The sequence below is a fragment of the Paenibacillus sp. GbtcB18 genome (genome assembly GCF_019091125.1).
Lineage (GTDB): Bacteria > Bacillota > Bacilli > Paenibacillales > NBRC-103111 > Paenibacillus_F > Paenibacillus_F chitinolyticus.
In genome coordinates this window covers 746307-771622 of the sequence record NZ_JAGXJX010000001.1, presented here as the reverse complement: position 1 = coordinate 771622, position 25316 = coordinate 746307, and the positions used below count along the sequence as shown (strand labels likewise).

Annotated in this window: 15 protein-coding genes; 6 read left to right on the top strand and 9 right to left on the bottom strand. The window is 51.6% G+C overall.

From position 1 onward, the window contains the following. Positions 1–76: 76 nt before the first annotated feature. Positions 77–814 carry a YheC/YheD family protein gene (locus KVT34_RS03560; RefSeq protein WP_217556707.1) on the bottom strand — a complete coding sequence of 246 codons (738 nt, stop codon included), beginning with the start codon at positions 812–814 and terminating at the stop codon, positions 77–79. 321 nt (positions 815–1135) lie between these two features. Here KVT34_RS03560 and KVT34_RS03555 point away from each other — a divergent pair, with 321 nt between their 5' ends. The 3 genes from KVT34_RS03555 to KVT34_RS03545 all read left to right on the top strand — a co-directional run bounded on the left by KVT34_RS03555 (position 1136) and on the right by KVT34_RS03545 (position 5940). Beyond that, on the top strand, positions 1136–3868 hold the full coding sequence (locus KVT34_RS03555; RefSeq protein ID WP_217556706.1) for a PAS domain-containing hybrid sensor histidine kinase/response regulator: 2733 nt from the start codon (positions 1136–1138) through the stop codon (positions 3866–3868). Between the two features lie 175 nt (positions 3869–4043). Then, positions 4044–4487 carry a MarR family winged helix-turn-helix transcriptional regulator gene (locus KVT34_RS03550; RefSeq protein WP_217556705.1) on the top strand — a complete coding sequence of 148 codons (444 nt, stop codon included), beginning with the start codon at positions 4044–4046 and terminating at the stop codon, positions 4485–4487. A 91-nt stretch (positions 4488–4578) separates the two neighbouring features. Beyond that, entirely contained in the window at positions 4579–5940 is a 1362-nt protein-coding gene (locus tag KVT34_RS03545; protein ID WP_217556704.1) for a serine hydrolase domain-containing protein, read from the top strand. Positions 5941–6286: 346 nt separating this feature from the next. Here the strand turns inward: KVT34_RS03545 and KVT34_RS03540 are convergent, their stop codons facing one another. After that, positions 6287–7687 (bottom strand): sensor histidine kinase, encoded by a 1401-nt coding sequence (locus KVT34_RS03540; RefSeq protein ID WP_254634513.1) that lies wholly within the window; start codon positions 7685–7687, stop codon positions 6287–6289. Positions 7688–7880: 193 nt separating this feature from the next. Between KVT34_RS03540 and KVT34_RS31680 the strand changes: the two genes are divergently transcribed. Further along, the gene (locus KVT34_RS31680) at positions 7881–8438 is read left to right on the top strand and encodes an EAL domain-containing protein (protein WP_254634512.1); all 558 of its coding nucleotides are present in this window, start codon (positions 7881–7883) and stop codon (positions 8436–8438) included. After that, a complete protein-coding gene (locus KVT34_RS03525; RefSeq protein WP_217556702.1) occupies positions 8435–9982 on the top strand; it encodes a sensor domain-containing diguanylate cyclase in 1548 nt (515 codons plus the stop codon). Before KVT34_RS31680 ends, KVT34_RS03525 begins: the two co-directional genes overlap by 4 nt. 110 nt (positions 9983–10092) lie before the next feature. Here KVT34_RS03525 and abc-f read toward each other — a convergent pair whose 3' ends face one another. The 4 genes from abc-f to KVT34_RS03510 form a co-directional block, all read right to left on the bottom strand. Further along, on the bottom strand, positions 10093–12192 hold the full coding sequence (abc-f, locus tag KVT34_RS03520; RefSeq protein ID WP_217556701.1) for a ribosomal protection-like ABC-F family protein: 2100 nt from the start codon (positions 12190–12192) through the stop codon (positions 10093–10095). 101 nt (positions 12193–12293) lie between these two features. Then, complete coding sequence (locus tag KVT34_RS32325; RefSeq protein WP_309244057.1) at positions 12294–12437, bottom strand: RAxF-45 family protein; 144 nt, start codon at positions 12435–12437, stop codon at positions 12294–12296. A gap of 160 nt (positions 12438–12597) precedes the next feature. Then, positions 12598–12876 carry a hypothetical protein gene (locus tag KVT34_RS03515; protein WP_217556699.1) on the bottom strand — a complete coding sequence of 93 codons (279 nt, stop codon included), beginning with the start codon at positions 12874–12876 and terminating at the stop codon, positions 12598–12600. Positions 12877–13000: 124 nt separating this feature from the next. Further along, positions 13001–13729: an RNA polymerase sigma factor gene (locus KVT34_RS03510; RefSeq protein ID WP_217556698.1), complete on the bottom strand. Its 729-nt coding sequence runs from the start codon at positions 13727–13729 to the stop codon at positions 13001–13003. Between the two features lie 319 nt (positions 13730–14048). Here KVT34_RS03510 and clpP point away from each other — a divergent pair, with 319 nt between their 5' ends. Beyond that, entirely contained in the window at positions 14049–14636 is a 588-nt protein-coding gene (gene clpP / locus KVT34_RS03505) for an ATP-dependent Clp endopeptidase proteolytic subunit ClpP (RefSeq protein ID WP_103996095.1), read from the top strand. A 95-nt stretch (positions 14637–14731) separates the two neighbouring features. On the opposite strand, the gene KVT34_RS03500 is transcribed toward clpP, so the two are convergent. The 3 genes from KVT34_RS03500 to KVT34_RS03490 form a co-directional block, all read right to left on the bottom strand. Next, positions 14732–15724: an HD domain-containing protein gene (locus KVT34_RS03500; RefSeq protein WP_217556697.1), complete on the bottom strand. Its 993-nt coding sequence runs from the start codon at positions 15722–15724 to the stop codon at positions 14732–14734. 172 nt (positions 15725–15896) lie between these two features. Next, positions 15897–17180 carry an MFS transporter gene (locus tag KVT34_RS03495; protein ID WP_217556696.1) on the bottom strand — a complete coding sequence of 428 codons (1284 nt, stop codon included), beginning with the start codon at positions 17178–17180 and terminating at the stop codon, positions 15897–15899. A 14-nt stretch (positions 17181–17194) separates the two neighbouring features. After that, positions 17195–25294: a non-ribosomal peptide synthetase gene (locus tag KVT34_RS03490; RefSeq protein WP_309244056.1), complete on the bottom strand. Its 8100-nt coding sequence runs from the start codon at positions 25292–25294 to the stop codon at positions 17195–17197. Positions 25295–25316 lie beyond the last annotated feature (22 nt).

Here is a 25316-nt window from a genome sequence, read left to right as displayed (position 1 = left end):
CGCGAAACACCCGGGTCCGCCCGGCCGATCAGGAAAGTTCGGCCAAGGCGGGCCTTTTCATTGTCCGCGGCGCTTGCTAGGCATGCCCGTGATATTTTTGGTAGCGCAGCATCTTCCGGTAAATGCTTTGATCCTTCAAGGTTTTGAATCCGCGGATTTTGGGGCGGGGATTCGCTTCCAGAATCCAAGGGTGCAGGTTAGGGTCCAATCCGACGTCCAGTCCCACTTCTTTAATCCGCGGAAAAGTTTTATTGAGATGGCGGGCCGCCCTGAGGCCCAAACTCCGTAAGGAAGACTTGTACCGTTTGATATCCGCCCCATACTCTCTAAGAAGAACCTCAACAGGTTTGGAAGAGCCGCCCCTGCATAAGTTCGTAACGATTTTCCGGGGATGGCCGATGCGGCCGATGATACCGGTCGTTTCCCAGACTCCTCTAGGATTTTTCTGGATCATGATTCTCAAATCGAAGAGCCGCCCCTTGTGGCGGAGAAGATGAATCCCCTGCTGAATAACGTAGGGGGTCTTTTTAATACGTTTTCGGAGGGCCGCTTCCATGCTGTCAAAGTCCGGAAATTTCTTCACAAAAGTATGAAGCTGAAAGCTGTATCCGTTCTCTTTACGCTCCACCCGGATAACGCCGCTGCCTCCCGTACCGCTGTTCGGCTTCACATACAACATTTTGTACGTATCTAGCATCGTTTTTAATGTCCCTTTACTGTAACGCCGGGTTTCCGGAACGTTCCGGCTGATTTCTCCGTGTTTCAGCAAAGAATCGGATACGTTCTGTTTGGTCGCATAGCTTCCCAAGTTCATCCGTCCTTTCTTGATTTGTGGCACTAGTCTATGGATATGCCAGGATCTTGCCCTTGCTTGTGCGCATACCCACACGGGCTTTTTTCGATTCAGCCGGAGCTCCTTAAGTAAAGCGTTATTTCTTAATAGCATACACGAACAATCGTCTGATTAGCGGCAGTAAAAAAAGTGTAATCCAAGATAGATCGAAGTCCGGTTAAACGATCATTCGCGCAAATCCGTCCCCTCGCCGGGGATGATCTGCGTAGAAGAAACCTTACAATGCCCTGCATAAATGAGGTATACTGAACTGGCAATCCTTAGCCTGAGGAGACTGTTGGCATGAAACCCTTTGAAGATAAATGGTTGTTTGAAATAGCCTACGAGAACGCGCCATTTGCCACGGGCGTTTATTCGCTGGCGGAAGATCGCTGGTTACGGGTCAACCCCTCCTTTTGCCGTATGCTTGGGTATACGGAGGACGAGCTGGTGAAACTCTCCGACAGGCGGATCACTTTTCCGGAAGATATCGCGCTGTCCGGCGCTGATTCATCCATTTTCCGCTTCGAGAAAAGATATGTGCACAAAAACGGCGGGATCGTCTGGGCTGCCGTCGGCCTCTCCCCGCTTCCTCCGGACTCTGCGGAACCTGCCGCTTTTCTGGTTCAAGCCGTTGATCTGACGGCCAATAAAGTGCGGGAAGAACAGCTTCTGGACATTGAACGCCAGTACCGGCTCATAACGGAAGCGTCGCTGGACTGGATCTCCAGGCACGCACCGGACGAAATGGCGACCATGACCTATTCGTCTCCCGTCTGCAAAACCTTTTTCGGCTATGAGCCCGAAGAAATGATCGGACAGGCCGCGATTCCTCTCGTTCATCCCGATGACCTGGACAGAGTTCTTCTGTTCCTGGAACGGAACCGGCATACGGAAGGCGATAATGTAACGTTCCGGTTTCGCTGCAAAAACGGCGACTACGTCTGGCTGGAATCGACCACCCGCTACACGTACGACAAAGGCGGGAATGTGAGCGAAATCGTTTCCATATCGAGGAATATTACCGAGCGCAAAAAAGCGGACCAGCAGCTTCAGGAGAGCGAACAGCGCTACAAATCGCTGTTCGACCACAACCCTGCGGCTGTCTATTCGATGAACCTGGACGGCGATTATAAAACCGCCAACAAAAATTTACAGAAAATCACCGGGTACACGCTGGAAGAGCTTATCGGCATGTATTGGGGACCGATCGTCGCTCCCGTAGACCTGCCCAAAACGCTTCACCACTTCGAGCTCGCCAAACAGGGCTTCCCCCAAAGCTATGACTTGACCATCATCCACAAAGACGGGCACCCCGTCGAAATCAATTCGACGAATATTCCGATCATCGTCGATAACGAAGTCGTCGGCGTCTACGGCATTACGATCGATATTACGGACCGGCAAAGATATCTCGAGCAAATCGAGAAGCTGAGCAGCGAGTATACGCTGATTTTAAATTCCGTGACGGAAGGTATTTTCGGCGTCGACTCCTCCGGTAACGCCATGTTTATCAACCCGGCCGGAGCGAAGATGCTCGGATTCGTCCCCGAGGAACTCATCGGCAAGCCGTATCTCGGGCTGCTGCAAAACACGTTCGGCAGCCCGGCCCAACAGTCCGACGATGAACAGCTTATTTACCGCGCCATCCGGGAAGGCCGCTCCTACCATAACAAGGAAGCCGTATTCTGGCGCAAAGACGGCTCCAGTTTCCTCGCCGACTATCACGTGTCGCCGCTCATCGATAACGGGGAGCTGCGGGGTGCCGTCGTCGTCTTCAAAGATATTACGGGCGAGAAAGAAATCATACGGGCCAAAGAATCCGCGGAAAAAGCCGATCAAGCCAAGTCCGAGTTTCTGGCCATCATGAGTCATGAAATCCGGACGCCGATGAACGGAATTATCGGAATGGCGGATCTGCTGGCGGAAACGGAGCTGTCCGAGGAACAGCGGAGCTATACCGACATTATTTTGCAGAGCAGCTACGCCCTGCTGCGGATTTTGAACGAGATCCTCGATTTCAGCAAAATCGAAGCCGGTAAAATGGTCGTTAACCACGAGCCTTTCGATGTCCGCTCCGTTTTGAATCATGTCGCGGAGCTGTTTCATCCGAAAGCCGCGGAGCGTGGCATCCGTTTGACGTACGAATTGGACGGCAGCATTCCTTCTATACTTATCGGAGACGAGGGCATTTTGCGGCAGATTATCGTCAATCTGGTCGGGAATGCGATCAAGTTCACGGAGAAGGACGGCCATGTCTCCATCTCAGCCAAGCTCGACAAAATGCCCGGACGCAGCGATGCCGTGCTGCAGTTTTTCGTCCGGGATACGGGCATTGGAATTCCTACCGATAAGCAGAGCCAACTGTTTCAGTCCTTCTCACAGCTGCACCCGACCATTAACCGCAAATACGGCGGCACGGGGCTTGGACTTGCCATCTGCAAGAAACTGGTGGAGCTTCTGGGCGGGGCGATCGGCGTCGACAGTCAGGTTAACGTGGGGTCCACGTTCCATTTCGTGCTGCCCTTCGAGCTACCCGTCGAATCGACTGCCCCGGATTCCGCTCCGGAAGGGCCGCAGCGCAGCAAACCGGCGTCATCACTTGTAAGCGGCAGAGAAGGCGGTACCCTTCCGCCGCCCAAGTTCGGTCCGATGAAACTGCTCGTTACGGACGACAACCCCGTAAACCGCCTACTGCTGATTACCCTGCTCAAAAAACTCGGATACGAAGCGGACTTTGCGGAGAACGGCGCGGAAGCGCTGCAGGCAGTCCGGTCCGGCACCTACGATATGGTGTTTATGGACCTTCAGATGCCGGAAATGGACGGCTTCGAAACGACAGCGGCCATCCGCCGGTTGAAAGGAGAAGCCTCGCGCCCGGTGATCGTGGCGGTGACCGCTTTTGCCCAAAAAGAAGATATGCAGATATGCCTCGCTTCCGGGATGAACGATTTTATAAGCAAGCCGGTGTTTGCTCCGGAAGTGGAACGCGTCCTGAAGATATGGTCGCCTCACGGCAAGCAGGACCCAATGTGATCCCTAATCTTGAACATCTTCGCCTCGGCGGAGGTGTTTTTTTGTGAGTGCCGGGTACATCCGGCTGGAATAGGCATCTCACACAGGTACCAAACAGTCCTGTTGACAAGTGAATGTGCGCAGCATATACTGAGAGTATGAATAATTAAGTTAACTTAACAATTAAGGTGATGACATGGACGAACGCTTATACCAGACCGTAAAGGAGATTAATGAAGCCGAATACACGGCCAACCTGCTCCTTTTACAAGAGTACAACGAACTCCTGCAAGCAGATCTGACCTCCAAGCAAGCGGTCGTTCTTGAACACATTCACAAACACAAGCGTTTGACGGTCAAAGAACTGGCGGACCTGATGCTCATCACTTCCAGCGCGGTTAGTCAGCTCATCGGCAAGCTCGACAAAGAAGGCTACCTTAAGAGAGAGATTAACCCGAACAACCGCCGGGAAATTCTCGTCGAGCTCGATCAAGCCGGATGGGATTATTTCGAGCGTCAGCATAAGGTCGAGAGGAGCATCGCGGAACGCTTTTATTCCAAACTGGACCCCGAGGAATTAAGCGCGCTGCGCAAAATCACGTTCAAGCTTCAAAAAATTATCGAAGCTGAACTAAAGTGACATCTCGTCACTTTCCGTCCAATATGTAAGGTTACTTAATTATTATGCAAGCTTAATTATTTAATAAAAATAGATAATTGGAGGGATTACCATGCAGAACAAACAAAAACAGCTTCAAGAACTTTTTACGGCTATGTCGGAGAAAGGAGTTTTCAGCGGGGTATTTTTGGCGGCGGATAAAGGAGAAATCGTTTTTGAAGGCGCGTATGGCCTCGCGGACAGAGAGACGGGGCGCGCTCTGACCGTTCATTCCGTGTTCGAACTCGCTTCCGTTTCCAAAACCTTTACGGCCATGGGCATTCTTATTCTCGCCGAACAGGGAAAACTTTCTTTGACCGATTCCGTGGAACAATGGATACCTGACTTCCCCTACAAGGGTATCACGGTGAAGGACCTTCTCCGGCATACCTCCGGCCTGCCCGACTATACGCCGCTTTTCATAAAAGACTGGGACCGCTCCAAAATCGCCACGAACTGGGACGTTCTGGAGTATTTCAATGTCCGTCGGCCTCCGCTGCAATTTCAGCCCGGCGAGAACTGGGAGTACACCAATACGGGGTATGTTTTACTGGCCTTGCTGATCGAAAAGATTTCGGGGCTCTCCTTCGCCGACTATATGAGTGAAACGCTGTTCAAGCCTCTCGGTATGCATTCGACCCGGATTCATAACCGGCGTCTTTCCGGTAACGTGCCCCCGGATTTCGCTTTCGGATACGTATATTCCTTCGAAACGCACAGCTATTACCTGCCGGACAAACAGCCTTCGACCGATTTTGTCGTATACCTGGACGGAATCCAGGGGGACGGGACCGTAAATTCCACTCTGCACGATCTATTGCTTTGGGATCAAGCCCTGTATACGGAGAAATTGATCAGCAAAAAAACACTCGACGAAGCTTTCACTTCCGGAAAACTGCCGGACAACACCCCTTATTCGTACGGATACGGCTGGATCGTCGAGCATAAGGAGCACCTGGGTAAAGTCGTTTCTCACAGCGGCGGCTGGCCCGGCTACAGTACGAACCTGGCCCGTTACACGGATCACGGAATAACGGCGATTTACCTTTCCAACACGGATCGTCAGCTGGACATTCAGCAGCAGATTATCAACGAGGCGGAGAACATTCTGTTCGGGCTCCCCCACTCCGTTCCCGATGTTCCGGCGGAACTGAGGTCCGTTAAGATCGACAAAACCGTATATATGCTGTACCGGGGAGTTTACAAGATGGATCTGGGGCTCGACCTCAGCGTGACGACCGGTCCTGAGTATGATCAACTGTTCATCCAGCTAAGCGGACAGCCCCAGTACGAGATTTTACCGCTGTCCGAGAAACGGTTCTTTGTCCGGGAGCTTCAAATCGAAATTGAGTTTGCGGCCAAAAAATCGGGTAAACCCGCCGACGAGCTTACGCTGTATCAGTACGGCGAGCATCGGGGCGTAAGAGTGAAGTAAACGGATGCCGCAGTAATGACGCGCCGCATCACACGCAAGCGGCCCACACAGGCAGCCGCGCGCGGCGCGTCAAGTAAGCGCCCGCCGCTAAGCGCCCAAAAGGATTCCCCTGCACATTAGGTGTGCGGAGGAATCCTTTTTTATGGAGCCGGTGATACGGTTGTGCCGCTTTATTACGGGTATCGGTTTCATACGGTTCCGTGTGCATGCCTTCAATGCGGAATCTTTCAATTATCAGCGGCTCTTTTTACGTGCAGAACATGGACGTTCATTTGTTTATATTCCGACAAAATAAGTGTGAACAGCCCCTTATAGCAAAACTAGTCTACCGCTGAACCCGCCATCTTCAGACCGACACAAACGTTCCGTGCGGCGGGATCACATGCAGAACCGGTTCCAACGGAATGCTGACCTGCATCTTGAATCCGCTCTTGTCCGACACGCACTGAATTTCTCCTTGTAGGCTCCGAACTCTCTGCTGTATTCCGTAAATCCCCATACTTCCGAACCCATTGTCCACCTGCTCCCTGGTTTTTGTGCCCACCCCGTTATCCCGGTAGGACAGAAGCAGATTTTGCTTGCCGTCCGTCAAAGTCACATGGACTTCCTCGGCCTTGGAATGCTTCATCGCATTGGACATAAGCTCCTGCGTAATCCGGTACACCGCAATCCGCTGTTCATCGTTCAAATAATCCCTGAAATGCTCCGCTTCGAAATAGATCGTAAAGTCCGCGTGCAGCTGGATGTGATCGAACAGGGCCTCCAGAGCCTGTACAAGCCCCCACTCTTTAAGAAAAGGAGGTCTGAGTTCGTTGCAGGTCAGGCGGATCTGGTACATCACATCGAGAAGACCGTCTCCGATTTGAGCGAGACCTTCTTTAAGCTCGTCCGGTCCAAGGTCCGAAGTCCGCAGCTGCTCCAGCTTCCGGTACCAGATAATTTGCTCCTGAAGGGCCGCATCATGCAGATCCTGCGACAGCCGCTTCCGCTCGTGCTCGGACAAACTGAAGAACAGGCGCAGCAGCCAGGGAGGGGTCTCCTGTTCCTCCATCGTCCGCTTCAGCTCAGCCGATAAGTCCTCGATGACAATGAGATTTTCATACACGACGTTTACGTAACGGATCAGAGTTTTCAGCCAAATTCTTTTGACGGGAAGACGCGTGCTGTCCGTCAGCTCTCCGAATATGAGCCAGGCCGTCCTGCCTTTGAATTCCCCTATTTTCAGAAAAGATCCTTCTTCATATTCGAAAACTTCGCCGATCGAAAGCTGCTGACTCTGGTGCTGCCATATTTTGCTCAAAACGGCCCTAGGTACCTCACCGTTTCCCGTTTTTACCGAGCAGGACGGATGACCCGCTTGAGTTTCAATCAGGGAGACACAGTCGATTTGAAAAATCAACTTCACTTCGGCCAGCAGCCGTGCCTCCAGCTCCGCGATTTTCATAATGCCGAACAAATCATGGGAAAAATTGTCGAGACTCGCCTGAAGCGCGGAATATCTCTCGCCACTGCGGCGCAGCTCCTCCCTGCTGATGTGAAGCTCCTCATTAATCAAATTCAATTTGGCCGCATAATAACGGGCTCTATCGTAAAAACCGCCCAGAAAATAAGCGATGACGGTGCAAACAACGGCACCCGCCGCCTGCATTTCCCAGGCCTCCTCGATTACGAAATAGTAATAAAGAAAAAACATAATTCCCACAACGGTCGTAAATCCGGCACCCGCAAGACGCCCAGTTCTTTTCATACGCAACGTTCAGCTCTCCTTCAAACTTCTTGGTGCATGTCTATCTTCGTCAATATATCATCCCCGGAACGAACCGATCACGCAAATTTGTTGCGTGCGCGCGCAAAAATTTCCGATCCTGTAGAATCCGAATTGTATCCAGTGCTATGATTTTAGTTAACCCAAGCCCCTTGACACAGGAGAAACGTTAAAAATGGAAATTCCAACAGAAAAGGGCCAAAAAGTGCTTCCCTTTTATCGGACCCTAAATAAAGCCCTGATCGAAAATCCGCCAGTCGGCATCTATGCGATGGAAGACGGCGCCTTAACATATGCGAACGATTCTTACGCCAAGCTTGTCGGCTATGCCGCGGAAAAAATCCGCCCGGCGGAGTTTGGTTTTCTCGAACCAGATGACTGCCCCATAACCGTACCTCTATTTTCCGAACCGGACGACAGACGGAAAGACGCACCCGTCCGTGTTTCGATGCGCCATAAAGACGGACATGTCCTGTCAATTATGGAAGATAAAAGAACCGGCATTTCTAGCGACGCTTTTGGCGCAGGATACACCTCCCTGAACGGGAAACAGATCACGACCGCCATTATCTCGCTCGCGCACATTTTCCATATGGATGTGGTCGCCGAAGGCATCGAAAATGAGCTCCAGCACAAACACCTGCTCGGCGAAAATTGTAATGATGGGCAGGGCTATTATTTCAGCTGCCCTCTTCCCGCAGATTCCTTGGCCGGCCTGCTAAACCGCCCATGAAAACAAAACGCCTGCGCAAAGGGCTGACGCTGCGCCTGGTTTTAAGCCTGCTCGTTCTCGCTACCGTTTTCCTGACGGCCGCCGTAAGCGGATATGCAGCCTATCAGGCTAATTTAAAATCCCTTTCCACGAGCTATCTGGTGAATAATTCCCAATACGCTCAGAAGCTCTCCTCCAACACGGGCAACCTGCTCAATTTGATGCAGACGAGTATGAACTCGATCGCGCAATTAGCGGGAAAGCAGTCGTTTACGGAAAAGGATCTGGAGATGTGGTTCACGGTTAACCGGCAGTACTTTAATTCGGTTTTTGTCACGGATGACGAGCGTAAGATAGAAGTGACTCTGCCTGCCGATGCCGGTGTCGCCGCAGGCACACGGCTGCTTTCCACAGCGTCCAAACGTGCGGTTGAATCTAAAACACCGTTTATTTCCGAGCCTTATGTCAGTACGACCGGACGCCTGATCGTGCTCGTCTCCTCGCCAATTTTTAACGGGGACGGATCCTATGCCGGCTTTGTCGGCGGCACGATCTATCTGGAGGAAGAAAACGCCCTGAGCAAGCTGCTTAAAGAGCATTTTTACGGAAACGGATCCTACGTCTATGTCGTCGATAATGAGTCCCGGCTTATTTTTCATCCCAACAAAGAACGGATTTATCAGATTATCTCCAGCAATGAAGTCATTCAAAAAGCGCTGGCAGGCAAAAACGGCTCCCAAAAAATCGTAAATTCGGAAGGAAACGAATTTTTCGCAGGCTATGCGTTTGAGCCGATAAGCGGGTGGGGAATTGTTTCCCAAACGCCTACCCGAGTGCTTGAGGAACCGTTGGAGCAGATGATTTCAAACTTGCTGATGCAAGCGCTCCCCCTGCTCGGCGTCGTGCTGACCGTCGCCTGGTGGCTCGCGAGCTGGATCACGAGACCTCTATATACGCTTGCCCGGTATTCGGAAGAATCGGCCGTCCATGGAAACCTGACGGTGCCCACTTCCCCCAGCATTCATTCGGGACTTTACGAGGTCAGGCAGCTGTACCAGAGTATCAATTCCAATCTCAACCGGCTGAAAGCGGAATCACTAACCGACGGATTGACGGGCCTTGCCAACCGTAAAGCTTTCGATCTGCTTATCTCCGAGTGGGCGGAGCGGAAAGTTCCTTTTACCCTTATTCTGATGGACGTCGATCATTTCAAAAAAGTCAACGATCTTCACGGGCACCTGATCGGAGATGAAGTGCTGAAATATTTGGCTTTGACGATTGACGCTTTTTCAAGAGAAGAAGATTTATGCTTCCGCTATGGCGGAGAGGAATTCGGAATTTTGCTGAAAGGCTGCGATCTCGGCCGGGCCACCCGTATTGCGGAGCGGTTGCGCGAAAAAGTGGAAAGAAGCAAAAGTCCAATCGCTCAACCCCTGACAGTTTCGATCGGGGTCTCCTTCTCTTACAGCCGGGATATGGATGTCAAAACCATCATTGAAATGGCGGATAACGCGCTCTATCAATCCAAAACCGACGGAAGAAACCGGATAACGATTTATTCGTGACGGAATGCATAGAAAAAAACGGCGGAGAGCCCGGGCTGCAGCATGCAGCTTCTGTCTTTCCCGCCGTTTTATGTTTGTCGAGCACGCGTGGTGTATTCTCCCGCGCGGCGTCAGCCCAGCTCCAGCCAAGCCGTCATCTCCGCGTCGAGCCGCGCTTGCAGCTCTTCCCGCTCGCGCCACCGCGCTTCCAGCTGCGCGGTATCGCCGCAGCCGCCGAGCTGCTGGAGCTCCGCGTCCGCTGCGGCCAGCTGTGCTTCCAGCGCAGCGATCTGCGCCTCCAGCTGCACCCGCTTCCGCTCGGTTGCCCGCGCCTCGGCCGTGGTGAGCGGCTGCCCGCCCGCGCGTGCCGCGGAGCTGGCGGCGCCGGGCACGCGCGCCGGCGGCTGCTTGCTCGCGCGTGCTGCGGAGCTGGCGGCGCCGGGCGCGTTCGCCGGCGGCTGCTTGCCCGCGCGTACTGCGGTGCCGGGCGCACCGGGCGCGCTCGCTGGCGGCTGCTTGCCCGCGCGTACTGCGAGGCTGGCTGCGCCGGGCACGCCCGCCGTTGGACGTCCGTGCCCCCGATCCGCTGCCGTCTGCTCCAGCTCGCGCTTTTTGGCACGGTATTCGTCAAACTGTCCGATATAGCTCGTTATTTGTCCGTCTTGAAGCTCCCAGACCCGCTGTGCAAGACGGTTGATGAAATACCGGTCGTGGGAGATGGCAAGCACGGTTCCCGGATACTCCTCCAGCGCCTCTTCAAGAGCTTCGCGGGACGCGATGTCCAAATGGTTCGTCGGCTCATCCAGCAGCAGCAGATTCGGCTTCCGCAGGACAAGCAGTGCGAGCCGGAGACGGGACCGCTCTCCTCCCGACAGCATACTCACCGGTTTAAACACATCCGTCCCATAAAAAAGATACTTCGCAAGAATCCCCCTTGCTTCTCCTTCTTCTACTCCGGCCTCCAGGCGGAAGTAGTCTAGGACTGTCTTTTGAGGGTCTCTCGCTTCCTCCTGCTGGGCCATATAGCCGATCTCCACACGCGAGCCAAGTTCAAGCACTCCGCAATCCGGAACTTCCTGCCCAAGCAGCAGCTTAAACAAGGTTGTTTTTCCCGTTCCGTTGTCTCCGACCAGAACGATCTTCTCGCCGTAATGAAGGCTTCCTTCCGCGCCTTTCAGAATCCGTCGCTCTCCGTACGATTTATGCACGTCGGAAAACTCCGCTACCCGTTTTGCGGAACGGTCCTGGAGATTCAAAGCGAAATCGGCGCTTTTCTGCTCCAGTATAGGACGCTTCATAACCTGCATCCTCTCCAATGCTTTACGCATGGAAGCCGCCCTTTTGAAAAACTTTTCGTTGTCCCCGATCCGCCCCCACTCTTCCAGCTTTCGGATCGTCTCTTTCATTTTTTTGATCACTTTCTGCTGCTCCTGATACTGCGCGAACTGCTGCAGCAGCCGTTCTTCCTTCTCTTTCATATATCCGCTGTAGTTCGTTTGGTACGTAAAAGCTTCCCCGTCTTCCAGCTCGATCATTTTAGAAGCGATACGGTCAAGAAAATAACGATCATGCGAAACGAGGATACAAGCCCCCGCATAGCCTTGCAAAAACTGCTCCAGCCACTCGATTCCTCTTAAATCCAGATGATTCGTCGGCTCGTCAAGCAGCAGCAAATCCGGCCGCATGATTAATTGGGAAGCGAGTGCGATTCGTGTTTTTTCTCCGCCGGAAAAGGTAGAGAACTGACGGGTATACGTCTCTTTGGAGATCTGCAGCCCGATTGCAACGGAGTCTATTACGGCATCCATTTCATAGCCGCCGCAGCGCTCGAAGCGTTCCTGGACCGACGCGTACGCGTTCAGCAGCCTCTCCATGCGAGCCGAATCAGCTGAAGCGTCCAGATCTGCCATATCGTGCTCCAGTGCCGTCATCTCCTGTTGACACGCCGTCAAATGTCGGCAGCCGTATGAGAGCACTTCATATACCGTAAGCCCTTCAAACTCCACCGGTATTTGCGGCAAATAACCGATCGTAAGCTCTTTTTTGACTGTCAGCATTCCCTCGTCTATGCTCTGCTGACGGGAGATGAGCTGGAGCAGCGTCGATTTGCCGCTGCCGTTCCGCCCGATGAGACCGATTTTTTCTCCAGCATGCACTTCGAATGAAACTCCATCCAGCACGAGGTTAGCTGCGTGGTATTTCTTTATCTGTTGACCGTTAACAAGTATCATTATGGATCCTCCTAGGAATGAAGACCCTTTTCCATACGACAAAAAAGAGCCGCGGCAATAAGCCCGCGACCCTTCTTCGGATGTGAAACTATCCGTATCGGTTAAGGTAGGCGTCTTCTCGCGATTGGATGTACCGTATTCGTGAAAATGGACAGACTTCTCCCGTTAACCGGAATAGCATGAACAATGCCAGCCATAGCAATCGGCAGCTGGCTAATACGGTCGTTAACCTTCTCGAGATTCACCTACCTCACCTCCTCTTCGTCAAAGTTGCTTTTACTTTAGCATGAAAATTGTAATCTTTGCAAGTTCCGTTCACTAATTTTGCACGTTCCGCTCTCCAAAACAATCTCACGCACTCTTTGGCGCTTGTATAATTTGGTCCCGAACGCTGTCTGGATATTATCAATCCAGATAGCTTGCAATCCCTTTTTCCATGAGAAAGTCCATTTCTGCGTCCAAAATATTGTCCACTGTCAGCTCATCCAGCTTGATATCGGGCCTGCTCAACACATAGTCCGCAATATCGTCACTGTCGATGTCGACCTCGCCCTTGGCATTTTTATGAGCTTTGTTGATAAAATCCTGCTCGTATTTCAGCACCGATTTTATTTTTTGCGGGTCCGCTTTAGTTTTACCCGCGATGTAAGCTATGAGCTCTTGCTCATTGATCAGTTCTGCCATCAATCGCCATCTCCTCGTCCATTCGGTGTCCAACTGCCATTGTACCACATTTGAGGAGAAAATTTTACGTCAAAGAAACTCCCGCCCCGAACAGGTGCGACGGATAAAACGACTGCGGTAAAATCTACGCGGTCATCCGCAGACTGCTTGGCAAATGAGGCACGGCGCCTGTGCGGCGTCTGCCGGTGCGCAGAATATGATTCTGGGCGAGACCGAAAGCAACCGCCGGCTCCACTTCATCACGCTGGGCAAGCTCGACAAGGAGGGCGATATCTCCTATTTCATAAGCGGCAGCCATCATACGCAGGTAAGCTTTCATTCCGTTCTCAGCCGATTCGACCTGCGTGCCGGTCTCAATCTCCCTTCTAACGGCTTCCAGGGAGTGACGAGCACGATACAGGGCCGCTTTAACCGCTCCTTCCGTAGTTCCGAGCCTGACAGCTGTTTCAAGACTGGAAAACCCCAGCACATCCCGGAGCAGGAAAACCGTTCTTTGCAGCGGAGGCAAATGCTTAAACAAAGCGCGAAAGGCTTCTTCGATTACCAAAAGCCCTTCGTCCCGCCGCGTTACCGCCTGCGTCTGCTCGCTTTTCATAATGCGGGCTAAGACTTGCTTTCGCCGCGATTGGTCGATCCACGTATTTTTAGCGATGCGAAGCAGCATAGCTTCTACGTTGGCGTGCCCCTTTCCTTGTGAACACATCGCTTTCAACCAGGTCTCCTGGGCCAGATCCTCCGCCTCCCATGAAGATTTAGTCATGGACAGGCAGTACCGTTTTAACATCTGCTGAAGCTGGTTGATCCGGGTGCTGTCTTTTTCTTTTCCTTTTAATAGAAAGTCGGCTGTCGACATCCATATTCGCCCCCTTTTTTTCCTGCAGCCGTTTAGATGCATCCGGCTCCCGGCCTGTAATGAACCTTTTTATATCCTGAGCGTCATTTTCCGGTTTTAGTAATCCTTCTGCAAAACGACTTCTTCTTGTATTCGGATCTTAACGGCAAAGCCGCTGTACTCAGTAAACGAACGAACGTCCGAAAAGGATACGCCGTTTCACACATTCTTAAAATATTTTTAGAATTTAAAATTTTATGCTGGCCTTCGTATCTTTTGGAGGGCCGCATTCGTTTACAAGAAGAAGTGCCATAACGAATCACATTGGAGGTTTTTGACGATGAGCAATTACGTCCCTTACGTCGTGGAGCAAACGAGCCGTGGTGAGAGATCCTATGATATTTATTCCCGGCTGCTCAAAGACCGGATCGTATTTCTGGGAGCGGCGATTGATGATCAGGTAGCCAACAGCATCATCGCCCAGCTTTTGTTTCTCGAAGCCGAAGATCCGCAAAAGGAAATCAGTCTATATATCAACAGTCCCGGCGGTTCTACGTCGGCCGGATTTGCCATTTATGATGCGATGCAGCTCGTGAAGCCGCCTGTTCATACGATTTGTACGGGTTTTGCCGCCTCGTTTGCCGCTATTCTACTGCTGGCTGGAGAAAAAGGCAAGCGCTTCGCGCTGCCGAACAGCGAGATCATGATTCATCAGCCTCACGGAGGCGTTCAGGGCCAGGCAAGCGACATCGCCATCAGCGCCAAGCGGATACTCGGCATACGGGAAAGACTGAACCGGATCACCTCGGAGCGCACCGGACAGCCCGTCGATAAAGTCGACCGGGACATGGATCGCGACTATTTTATGTCCGCGGAAGAAGCTAAAGAATACGGGATTATCGATCAAGTTGTAACAACAATTTCCTGACGAAACATATCTGTCTGTAGCCGGACGTTTCCCCTGATAGCCAGCACAGGTTCTATCTTCCTTCGAGGGCCTGTGCCCCTTTTTCGATATCCCGATTACCCGACTGGTAATTCAGTGGATACTATTTTTACATACACTCCGCTTTCGGATTTCCTTTTTGCTTCCTCTCCCCATCTTCTAACGCTTCCGGATAGCTCGGATGCTTTCCATATTTTATTCCCGCACATCACATCGGGGTCAATTAGCCGCATCTTATTCGTCCTATGAAAATCGTAATCGATCTCGTTTTCTTTTACCTGGACGCCGCAATGCAGATGTTTCAAAAGCCGCTGAATATCGGGATCACCCGATGCGCGGAGCAAGTCCAGGACCTCCCCGTCCGTCAGGAGCAAATTACCAAGCGTAATTATTTTTTTAGCCAAAGCTGCTTTCACCGCCTCTGCCAAAAAATAACAGCCGTAAGCATTTAAAGGATGCATAAAGAAATCGATCACTTCGCGATAGTAGGTTTTAACGAACCATTCGGCGGACTCTATACTGGTGAGTATCATTTTTCCATCAGATGAAGTTAACTTTTCCAAGAATAGACTAATCTCTTCTAAAGTAATCTTTCCGTCGTGATATTGATCCCGCAGCGTATAATCGACCCGGTCCGCGCATAACGCGGGAGCTGACTGCTCGAGCAGTTTCCATTTGGAGTCATCCAGCAGCAGGCTCCTGTACGCATATCCGTATTTTTCCATAATCTTTGGGATTTCGGATTCCGCGATGATCTGACCGTATATTTTCTCGTGATAGTCTTCCTCTTTGCAGTCCAGCACATAATCGATTACGTGTGAAAACGCCGTATGGGACACATCGTGAAGCAGCCCCGCAGCCTGCTCTTCCAGAGAACCTCCGAGCCGTGAGATTAAATGCATGACTCCTACCGAATGTTCGTACCTTGTAACATCCCACTTTTCGTTCACAAGGTAACTCGCCCCTCCTTGATAAATGCCTTTTAAACGCTGTACGGGGCTGCTGAGAATAAGCTCTTCAAGCAGTCCATCCACAACAAATTCTCCGTAAATAGGATCCGAAATGAACATTCTGCACCTCTTCATTCATCAATCTATAGTTTGAGCCTACCATAACTCAGGAGACTCGATAAAGCGATTTCGGTTTTTTTCGTTAGGACGCATAGAAAAAAACGGCCTCTTGCTTCAAGAGCTAGAGGCCGTTTCCCAACATTAATCAGGCATAAACCGATGCTGCTTTGGTTTACAGAAATTCTTTAGCAACCGCGCCTTTACCGGCAACGTTATCTTCCGTTTTTTCTTTAGCGGCGGTTTCCGCAGGAATCTGGAATGTCCTCACCGCTTTTAACGCCAGCAGCAAAACTCCGCACGCGACAATGACCAGAGCACTGATGAACAGAACGCTGTCCAGTTCGAAACGCAAAGCGAGAATGCCTCCGATAAACGCCCCCAGCGGTAAAGCCGCGTTGGACAGCGTATGCAGGAAGGCCATCACCCGACCCATCAACTGAGAAGGAGTAATAATCTGGATCAGCGAAGTCTGCAGCACATTAATAATACCTGTAAACACGCCCAGCAAAAGGATCGCGGATAGCTTCATCCACAGCGCGGGAACAATTGCGAACAGATACAGCGAAGCGCCCATAAGCAGCCAGGATATTGCGATCATAAGCCCGTTTTTTTTGAGCACGTTAATTAGCGCTGACCCTACGAAAATGCCGACGAAAAAGGCGATGTACAGCAGGCTGTAATAAATCGGCGATCCGTAAGAGACCGACATAGAAGGAACGGTAATGATGAGAATAGACATTGAGAAGTTGGTCAGCGCAAAGAACGGCAGCATGATTCTAAGAAACGGGTTGCCCGCGACAAACCGGTAGCCTTCCACAAGCTCGCTTGTATACTCTCTGATCTTCAGCGGACCCTTCGACGCGCCTCCTGCGCTGTTCTCAGGCTCCATCTGTTTCTTAAGCTGTACATAGATGAGTCCCGACAGGAAAAGCATCCCGCTGGCCAGATAAAACGTGTTTTTCATCCCCAGCAGCAAAATAATAGAGGCCCCGACCAAGTATCCCGCCACATTAATTAGCTGGTCCGTGGACGAGATCATGGCATTGGCTTTGACGATTCTGTCCGGTGACTGGATCAACTGCGGAAGCATTTTATTGTTCGCCGGATAGAACAGCATCGAAAAGCAGGATGCAACGAACACAAGGATAAGTATCGCTAGCAAATTGGCGCCTCCATCGGTGATCAGGAACGGTACCGCCAAAATCAGTACGGCCTGCACGAATAAGGAGATGCTGGCCAGCAGGGACGGAGAATACCGGTCAACTAACGGTCCCAACAAAAAGCTGAAGATAGAAGCCGCCGAAATAGCGGTAAACGTAAAGCTCGTAAACGAAACGGAAGCCGTCGACTTCTGAATGAAATACAGCAGGACGATCGAGTAAATGCTATCCGCGATGTTGGCGGAGGTTCTGGACAAATAAAAGCGGACAAACAAACTGTTTTTAAACAAAGACATCTCATTTCAACTCCTTACTGCTTGATGGTCTGGAAGGTTGGGATCACGGATTCGAACATTCGGCGGATCGTTTCTTCGTCTTCCTCATAAGGCAGCAGGAGAGAAATGTGCAGAAGGTTGCCCGTATGCTGTACGGTGAAATAAATGACTGGCCGAACTTCGGCAGAATCAATGTCCCGATCGTCCAGTTCTTGGAGGAGTCCTCCGTCTTGCTGGATTTCCCCGAGATAATTCACAACGATCGGCAGCTTATGAAGGCTGTTCTGTAAATAATAGCCGGACAGCGGATAATTTTCTGCCGTTTCCCGGTTATAGATCAGGTTGAAAAAGTTCAGATTATGCGTTGAAGCCGCTTGAAGAAGATGTTGTACGGAACGTTTCTCTTCACCTGATATTCCGCCAAGCAGAACCGGAATCTGATCGATAAATTCGCCGATCGTATCGTAATAATGGCGCCCCGTATAATGCCTGCCGTAATTCGTAAGCCAAACCGGCACTTCTTCCAAGCCGAAATACCTTGAGAAAAATCGTTCTGCAAGATCAAGAGCCTTCTGCCACATACGCTCAGCGAGATCCGTTCCGGCATCCTGCCCTTCCATGTTAATCTCATGCCGATACTTTGTGGCTTTGGAACGGTTTTTCCCGTGCAGAGCTTCTCCGATCACCGATGTTTGCTGGTAAAAAGACTCCAATTTGAAGAGTTTGTTAATCTCTGCATCACCGATTCCAGCCGGACCTTGCCGGACTTGACCAACATAACTGCGGTACGAGTGGTCTGGCCTGTTTACTTCGTGTTTTGAGGACTGGTCCTCATCTGTGTTGTAATACGCAAGTACGTCAGTTATCAAAATTTCGCTGCTCATGCCGTCAAAGATGACGTGCGAGCACGGCAGCAGCAGGAAGTGCTCCCGCAAATTGAGTGAAATCAAAGCAAACCGGTAGAGGGCAGCACTGCCTCCCATCTCATAAGGACGGAAATACAGCTCTTTTAACAGTCCTGACATGATCCGCTGCTGTACGGAGGGCAAGTATGCCGATAAATCAACAACTGGAAGAGCAAATCCCGGTGATTTTTCTTTCAGTTCCCAGCCCCACTGTTCCCCCGTCTGTACGAGTTGGCTTTTCAGCAGATCATGCTTTTCGATCACCCGTTGCAAAGCCGCATTTAACCGCTGCGTATCGATTATTTCGTCAAAAGATAGGATCGTACCCGATGCTTCGGGATAAGCCAGGTGATACTCTTGGATTGGCGCCAACGAGTACTGCTCGGCAGCCGGCATCTGCGTGAGGGCGGTTCCCCAAGCCTCATGGGAAGATGAGACTTCTTTCAGAACACTCATTAGAGTATCCTGCAACTCCGATTCCGTTAAATTAAGCGCGAGTTCTTGCAACGCCTCTCCATTCTCACCGGCTGCAGCTCTCTCCCCGTTTCCATCTTCAGAGAAGACCTGCAGTTCGATAAAATGTGGTTGAATGTCTTTATGAAAGTTAGAACGGATAAATTGAGTAATCTCCGGCAGCCGCTTCTCGTGATCAGGGAAAAGCTGTAGAATCACTACCTTTATGTCCTCAAGCATGTCTGTTTTCAAGCCGAATCCGGGACCGAACGTGACGCGCAATAGCTGTTCCGCTTCTTCGAAACTCTTAACGCTAGCATTGTCCCTAGCATGGTCGGAATGCTTGCTAGAAAACTCTGATCCGTCTTCTTCCGCCTCTTTAAAGGCAGGAAGAAGTTCCGACAATCCGCGAATCGTCTGCACCTGGAATAACTGATGCATCCCTATTTCCAGACCCAGCTCCTGCGCTTTGGATATAAGCTGGATAGCTTTGAGAGAATGCCCGCCGAGTTCGAAGAAATTATCGTCGAGACCGACCCTCTCCACACCGAGTACGCTTTCCCATACACCTGCCAGAAGTTTTTCCTTGGCGCTTTTCGGCGGGGCATACGGCGAGGAGGAAAGTCCGTCCTGCTCCGGTTCCGGAAGTGCGCGGCGGTCGATTTTTCCGTTTTTCGTAAGCGGCAGAGAAGGCAGGAACACGTAGCGGGTAGGGATCATGTAATCGGGAATGCGTCCGCTCAAGTACGCTTTCACCTCAGACGGCGTGAGATAGTCACTTGTTCCGATATAAGCGCAAAGGAATTTTAGTCCCTCTTCGGATTCTTTCACGGCGACAAATGCCTCGCGCACAGATTCGTGCCCAAGCAGCCGGGTCTCGATTTCCCCCGGTTCGATCCGGTAGCCCCGGATTTTGACTTGCTGGTCCATCCGCCCCAAATATTCGATGCTCCCGTCCGGCAGCCATCGTCCCAAATCGCCAGTCCGGTACATTCTTTCACCGGGACGGAACGGGTTCGGCACGAATTTTTCCCGGTTCAGATCTTCACGGTTCAAATATCCCCTAGCCAGCCCGTCACCGCCAACGCAGATTTCTCCTTGAAGACCGACAGGCAGCAGCCTGCCCGACAAATCCACCACATAGGCGGTTGAATTCGCGATCGGTCGGCCGATCGGAATGTTTTCATACTCCCGGTCGATAGGAAAACAGCAGGAGAACGTAGTATTTTCCGTCGGGCCGTAGCCGTTGATAACCGTGAGCTGCGGACAAGCGTTTCTTACCAAAGTGATCATGGTCGGGGACAACACATCTCCGCCTACGAGCAGATATCGAAGCGGCGCAAACAAGGCCGGATTGGTTAACGCCAGCTGATTGAAAAGCGGCGATGTCAACCACATCGTGGTAATTCCATATGCTCGCAAAGCCTCCTCCAGCTTGCCGGCGTGAAGGAAAATGGATTCCGGCACAATGCATAGCTGGAGCCCGTTAAGCAAAGCGCCCCAGATTTCAAACGTGCAAGCATCGAATACAAGCGCGCCGGTAAGCAAAATGCGGTCCGACGGGCCAAACGTAACAAAGTTGGTGTTTTTGACAAGACGGACAACACTTCGGTGCTCGATCATTACACCCTTGGGACGCCCTGTCGAACCTGATGTGTACATGACATAAGCGAGAGATTCCGCGTCCGCCGTGCGCGGTAAGTTGCTTTCTCTGCCGGTATACACAGAAGGGTCCGCCAAACCCAAAACGGTCCCTTTGAAACTGCCAAGCAAACTTTGGGCCGAACTCGGGTCTCCGGCAAGTATTACTGCTGCTGAACTGTCATCCAGCATGTACGCGATACGGTCTTCGGGGTAAGAAGGATCGATGGGCAGGAAAGCCCCTCCCGCTTTGAGAATAGCTAGTATTGCAACGATCATTTCAGGCGACCGTTCAGCCATAATCCCCACTAACGTATCCTTTCCGACACCAATTTCACGCAGTTTCCAGGCAAGCTGATTGGCTTTTCGGTTAAGCTCGGCGTAGGTGATCTCCTTGTCTCCAAAAAGAACAGCCGCTTCGTCCGGCCTCAGTGCAGCCTGTTCTTCAAACAATTCATGTACGGCGGAGTCCCTCGGATACTCTGTCTTCGTCGAATTGAATTGTTCCAGAATCAGGTCCCGTTCACTGTCGGTTAATAAGTCGATATCTGACAGTTTCATATCGGGGTTCTGAGAAATCTGCTTTAATAGCTGCACATAATGACCGGCAAATTTTCGTATAGTGTCTTCTTTGTACAGCTTTGTCGCATATTCAAAGCTTAAAGAAAGAAGCGGACCTTCCGTGCTTTCCGTTTCCTGAGCGGTGAGAGTCAGATCAAACTTGGAAATTCCGTTGTGATGCTCAACCGTTGCGAACTCGACGCCATCCGCTCCCGGCTCACGGGATTTCGTATTTTGAAGTACAAATACGGTGTCGAACAGCGGGTTGCGGCTAACATCCCGGCGCAGTTGAAGTTTTAAAATCAGGTCTTCGAGCGGTACCAGTTGGTTTTCAAACGCCTGCAGGGTGTTCTGTTTCACCTCATCGAGGAAAGCGGCGAACGTCTTTGAACCTGACGGATAATTGCGCAATGGAAGCGTGTTTACGAACATACCCAAAACGTCTTCTAAATCTGCATGAGGCCTTCCGGCTACAGGAGTGCCGATAATCAGATCATCCTGTCCGGAATACTGGGCGAGCAGCGCGTTATAAGCGGCAAGCAGAATCATATAAAGCGTTGCACCTTGACGGGAAGCGACCTGCTGCAGCCTCCGTGTCAGCTCGTGATCCGCCTTGAAACCATAGACAGCCCCTTCAAAGCTCTGCAGTTGTGGACGCGCATAATCCAAAGGAAAGTTCAGGACGGGAATCTCGCCGCTGAACGTATCCAGCCATAACTTTTCCTGACGTGCCACGGTTCCGTCTGACGATAACTGATTCTGCCACAACGTGTAATCTTTGTACTGAACAGAGGGCTCCTCTAGTTCTTCTCCACGATAGAGTCGGGTAAACTCCTCGGTCATCCGTTCAAGAGAAGTTCCGTCGGTAATAAGATGGTGCATATCGATCATCAGCAGGTAACGCTCGGCCTCCGTCTTAACGAGACCCGCACGCAGCAGAGGTGCCGTTCCCAAGTCAAACGGACGGATAAAGCCGTCTGCAATTGTTTTTATATGCTCTTCACTTCCATCGTCCGTCCAATCTGTGGACAAATCAGCAAGCTCCGTAACCTCTACCTGAAAAGAAATCTGCACCGGATCATGAATGACCTGTACATATTCCTCCTGAATTCGGGTAAAAGAAGTCCGAAGCGCTTCATGCCTTACAATCAGCTTACGGAAGGTCTCATTAACCTTATCGGGATTGAGCGCCCCTTTTACCTCGAGAATCAAAGGAACGTTATAGGCCGTTGCGGCCCCCGAGATTTCCTGTACAACCAGTAATCTTCGCTGGGCCGGAGATACCGGATACCAGGTTTTTTCAGTAGCTTTCGGAATCGGTGTATACGCTGCCTCCGTTCTGCCCGTTGCAGTGATTGCATCTGCCTGTGCTTGCAGTGTCTGGGCCTCGAATACTTTTCGGAGAGGAAGATCAACGCCGAATTCCTTTGAGATTTTGGCAAGAAGAAGCGCCGCTTTCAAAGAATGCCCGCCACGTTCGAAAAAATTATCGTGGAGGCTCACACGCTTCGCGCCAAGCACTTCCTGCCACAGCGAAGCCAGACGAACTTCTGTCTCGGTTTCCGGTTCCGTATACTCATCGGAAGTTCCACTAGACGGATCGGGCGCTTGGAGCGCTTTTCTGTCGATCTTGCCGTTAGGCGTCAGCGGAAACTCCTTCAATGGGATAAAATGAGTCGGCACCATGAAAGACGGCAAACCCGAAGCCATATGTTCGCGAAGCTCGGAGGCGGCCGGAGATTCCCCTTCGGAGGTGTAATACGCGCACAGCGTTTTTTCCGACGAGATTTCATGAACGAGAACAATCGTCTCCCGTACCCGGCCGTGCTGCAGCAGTCGCGTTTCGATTTCACCGAGCTCGATCCGGTAGCCCCGGATTTTGACCTGGTGATCGATACGGCCCAAATATTCCAGATTGCCGTCAGGCAGCCATCTGGCGAGATCGCCCGTACGGTACATTTTCCGTCCGGGGTCAAAAGAATTCGGAACGAATTTTTCGCCGGTGAGAGCTTCGCGGTGCAAGTAGCCGCGCGACAAAGCCTCGCCGCCGATACAAAGCTCCCCTGCCGTTCCCCGAGGTACAAGCTGCAAATCGGCATTCACCAGATACACCCGCGTATTGTAAAGCGGCTTACCGATCGGAATCATCCGGTGATTTTGCACGGCCGTGCCCCGCTTCGCTTCCCACACAGTCGCGCAAATCGTCGCTTCCGTCGGACCATAAGCATTAAAATAATCCACATGCGGACTCCATCTGCGGACCAGTTCCGGTGAAGATTCGGAACCGCCCGTAATCAATATCCGCAGCGACGGTAAACGTCCGGGGTCCAGATAAACGGCGAAAGTCGGCGGAAGCATGGCAAGGGTTATTCCGTTATCCCGGACAAACGCTTCAAAGGAATCCAATTGAACCAGCTTTTCTTTCGGGGCCAGGTATAGTCCTGCGCCCATAAAGAGCGCCATATACATTTCCCAAACGGAAGCGTCAAATGAAAAACTGGCAAATTGCACAATACGGTCTTCGGGACCCAATCCCAGCGTATTCTCGTAGAAAAGCTTCATGTTTGCCATACCCCGATGCTCGATCATGACGCCTTTTGGCTTGCCCGTAGTTCCGGATGTATATATCACATAAGCGAGATGGTCAGAGGTGACAGAAACGTGCGGATTAGTTTCATTCCCCGTATACCACTGTTCGTCCTCCATAAAGACCGTATGCCCGGTAAATTCCGTACTTCCTGCAAGATGCCGGTGCGTCAGCAAAATTCGGGTTCCGCTATCCTCGAGCATGTACGAGATTCTCTCCTGCGGATACTCGGGATCTACCGGGAGATAGGCGCCTCCCGCTTTTAAAATGGCGAGAATTCCAATCACCATCTCAGGAGATCGTTCGGGCATAATAGCTACAATGGTATCCGGCCCGACACCTAAATCCTGTATTGCTGCGGCCAGCCGGTTGGAACGTGTATTCAGCTCGTAGTAGGTATACCGCCGATCCTCAAACGACACGGCGATACGGTCGGGGTGTTTTTCCACCTGCTCTTCGAATAAGCCATGTATCGTTGAGGTTCGAGAGTACGGTGCGGCCGTCTCGTTCAGTTCTTCCAGAAGCAGCCGCCTTTCCTCTGCGGACAGCATGCCGATTTGTGAGAGCATTAAACTCCTGTTCTCCGCAATTTCCCGAAGAATCTGTATATAATGGCCGGCTAACCGCTCGACAGTTTGTTTTGCGTATAGTTTGGTCGCGTACTCGAAAGTAAACGCCAACTCTTCATCCTCTTCCGCCAAAAGTGAAAGATCGAATTTGGAAACGCCCGACTGGGCTTCATAAGGCTCCAGGAGCATTCCGTCCATTTCCATTGAATGGGAACCTTTAGTCTGCAAGGAAAAAACCGTATCGAAAAGCGGATTGCGGCTAACATCCCTGCGAAGGCCAAGCTTTTCAAGCAAACTTTCCAACGGATACTCCTCGTGATCAAAAGCTCCCAGAGTTCCTTCCTTGATTTCATTCAAGAAAGAGAGGAAAGTTTTGGATCCGGCGGGTGCCTGGCGGATAGCCAGCGTATTCACAAACATCCCGATCAAGGGCTGAAGCTGCGTATGAGTCCGGCCCCCGACCGGAGTTCCGATGACGATGTCTTCCTGATCGGTATATTTATGAAGCAGGACGTAATAAGCCGCAAGCAGCACCATGTACAGCGTGGAACCGGTCTCCGAAGCCAGACGGCGAAGTTTATCCGCCAGCCCTCGGTCCGTCTCGAACTCGCAGCGTCCGCCTTCGAAGCTTTGCAGTTGAGGTCTCGGGAAATCGGCGGGCATGTTCAGGACGGGAATTTCGCCCTCGAACACGTCCAGCCAGTATTTTTCCTGCTTAAGGAATACACCGTCGCGCATTCGCTCCTGCTGCCAATACGCGTATTCCTTGTAGTGTACGGGCAGTTCGGGCAAAATTTCACCACGGTAGAGTCGGTTGAATTCTTCCGCCAAAATTTGCAGCGACAGGCCGTCCGAAATGGTATGATGCATATCCGTCATCAAAAGATGCCGCTCCGGCGCCAACCTGATCAAAGCGGCTCTGAACAGCGGTGCCCGGCTTACATCAAACGGACGGATAAAAGAGGAAACGCATCTTTCGATGACGTTTCTCTCTTCCTCCACATTGGAAACCGTTTCTTCCGAATAGTCCAGCTTAAACAAGATCTCGTCCGGTCCATGAATGATCTGTTCGTACTCCCCATCCCTCTTCCGGAAGGAGGTACGCAGCGTTTCGTGACGGGAAATCAGGGCTTTAAACGCTCCTTGAATCTTCCCTGCATGTACCGGACCTCTTGCTAGCAGGACGAAAGGCATATTGTAGGCGGCGGCCGTATCCCCGATTTCCTGAATCAGAAGCAACCTTTTCTGGCCGGCCGATACCGGATAAGCGTCCATTTTCTCCAGGGGCCTTGGCCCGGCCGACGTGCCCGCCCCGCCTCCTACCGGGCGGGACGCGGACAATCCTTCTTGAGCAAGCCTCGCTTCCAGAAGTTTACGTTTTTCCGGCGAGAGACTGGCTATTCGCTTCGATAAATCCACTTGGCGCACTCCCCTCTCCTGG

Excerpts from the sequence above, each read along its gene's own strand:
- KVT34_RS03525 (WP_217556702.1), top strand. The coding sequence starts at position 8,435 with ATGAAAACAAAACGCCTGCGCAAAGGGCTGACGCTGCGCCTGGTTTTA.
- clpP (WP_103996095.1), top strand. The coding sequence starts at position 14,049 with ATGAGCAATTACGTCCCTTACGTCGTGGAGCAAACGAGCCGTGGTGAG.
- KVT34_RS03550 (WP_217556705.1), top strand. The coding sequence starts at position 4,044 with ATGGACGAACGCTTATACCAGACCGTAAAGGAGATTAATGAAGCCGAA.
- abc-f (WP_217556701.1), bottom strand. The coding sequence starts at position 12,192 with ATGATACTTGTTAACGGTCAACAGATAAAGAAATACCACGCAGCTAAC.
- KVT34_RS03560 (WP_217556707.1), bottom strand. The coding sequence starts at position 814 with ATGAACTTGGGAAGCTATGCGACCAAACAGAACGTATCCGATTCTTTG.
- KVT34_RS03515 (WP_217556699.1), bottom strand. The coding sequence starts at position 12,876 with ATGGCAGAACTGATCAATGAGCAAGAGCTCATAGCTTACATCGCGGGT.
- KVT34_RS03545 (WP_217556704.1), top strand. The coding sequence starts at position 4,579 with ATGCAGAACAAACAAAAACAGCTTCAAGAACTTTTTACGGCTATGTCG.
- KVT34_RS03540 (WP_254634513.1), bottom strand. The coding sequence starts at position 7,687 with ATGAAAAGAACTGGGCGTCTTGCGGGTGCCGGATTTACGACCGTTGTG.
- KVT34_RS31680 (WP_254634512.1), top strand. The coding sequence starts at position 7,881 with ATGGAAATTCCAACAGAAAAGGGCCAAAAAGTGCTTCCCTTTTATCGG.
- KVT34_RS03510 (WP_217556698.1), bottom strand. The coding sequence starts at position 13,729 with ATGTCGACAGCCGACTTTCTATTAAAAGGAAAAGAAAAAGACAGCACC.
- KVT34_RS03500 (WP_217556697.1), bottom strand. The coding sequence starts at position 15,724 with ATGTTCATTTCGGATCCTATTTACGGAGAATTTGTTGTGGATGGACTG.
- KVT34_RS03495 (WP_217556696.1), bottom strand. The coding sequence starts at position 17,180 with ATGTCTTTGTTTAAAAACAGTTTGTTTGTCCGCTTTTATTTGTCCAGA.
- KVT34_RS03555 (WP_217556706.1), top strand. The coding sequence starts at position 1,136 with ATGAAACCCTTTGAAGATAAATGGTTGTTTGAAATAGCCTACGAGAAC.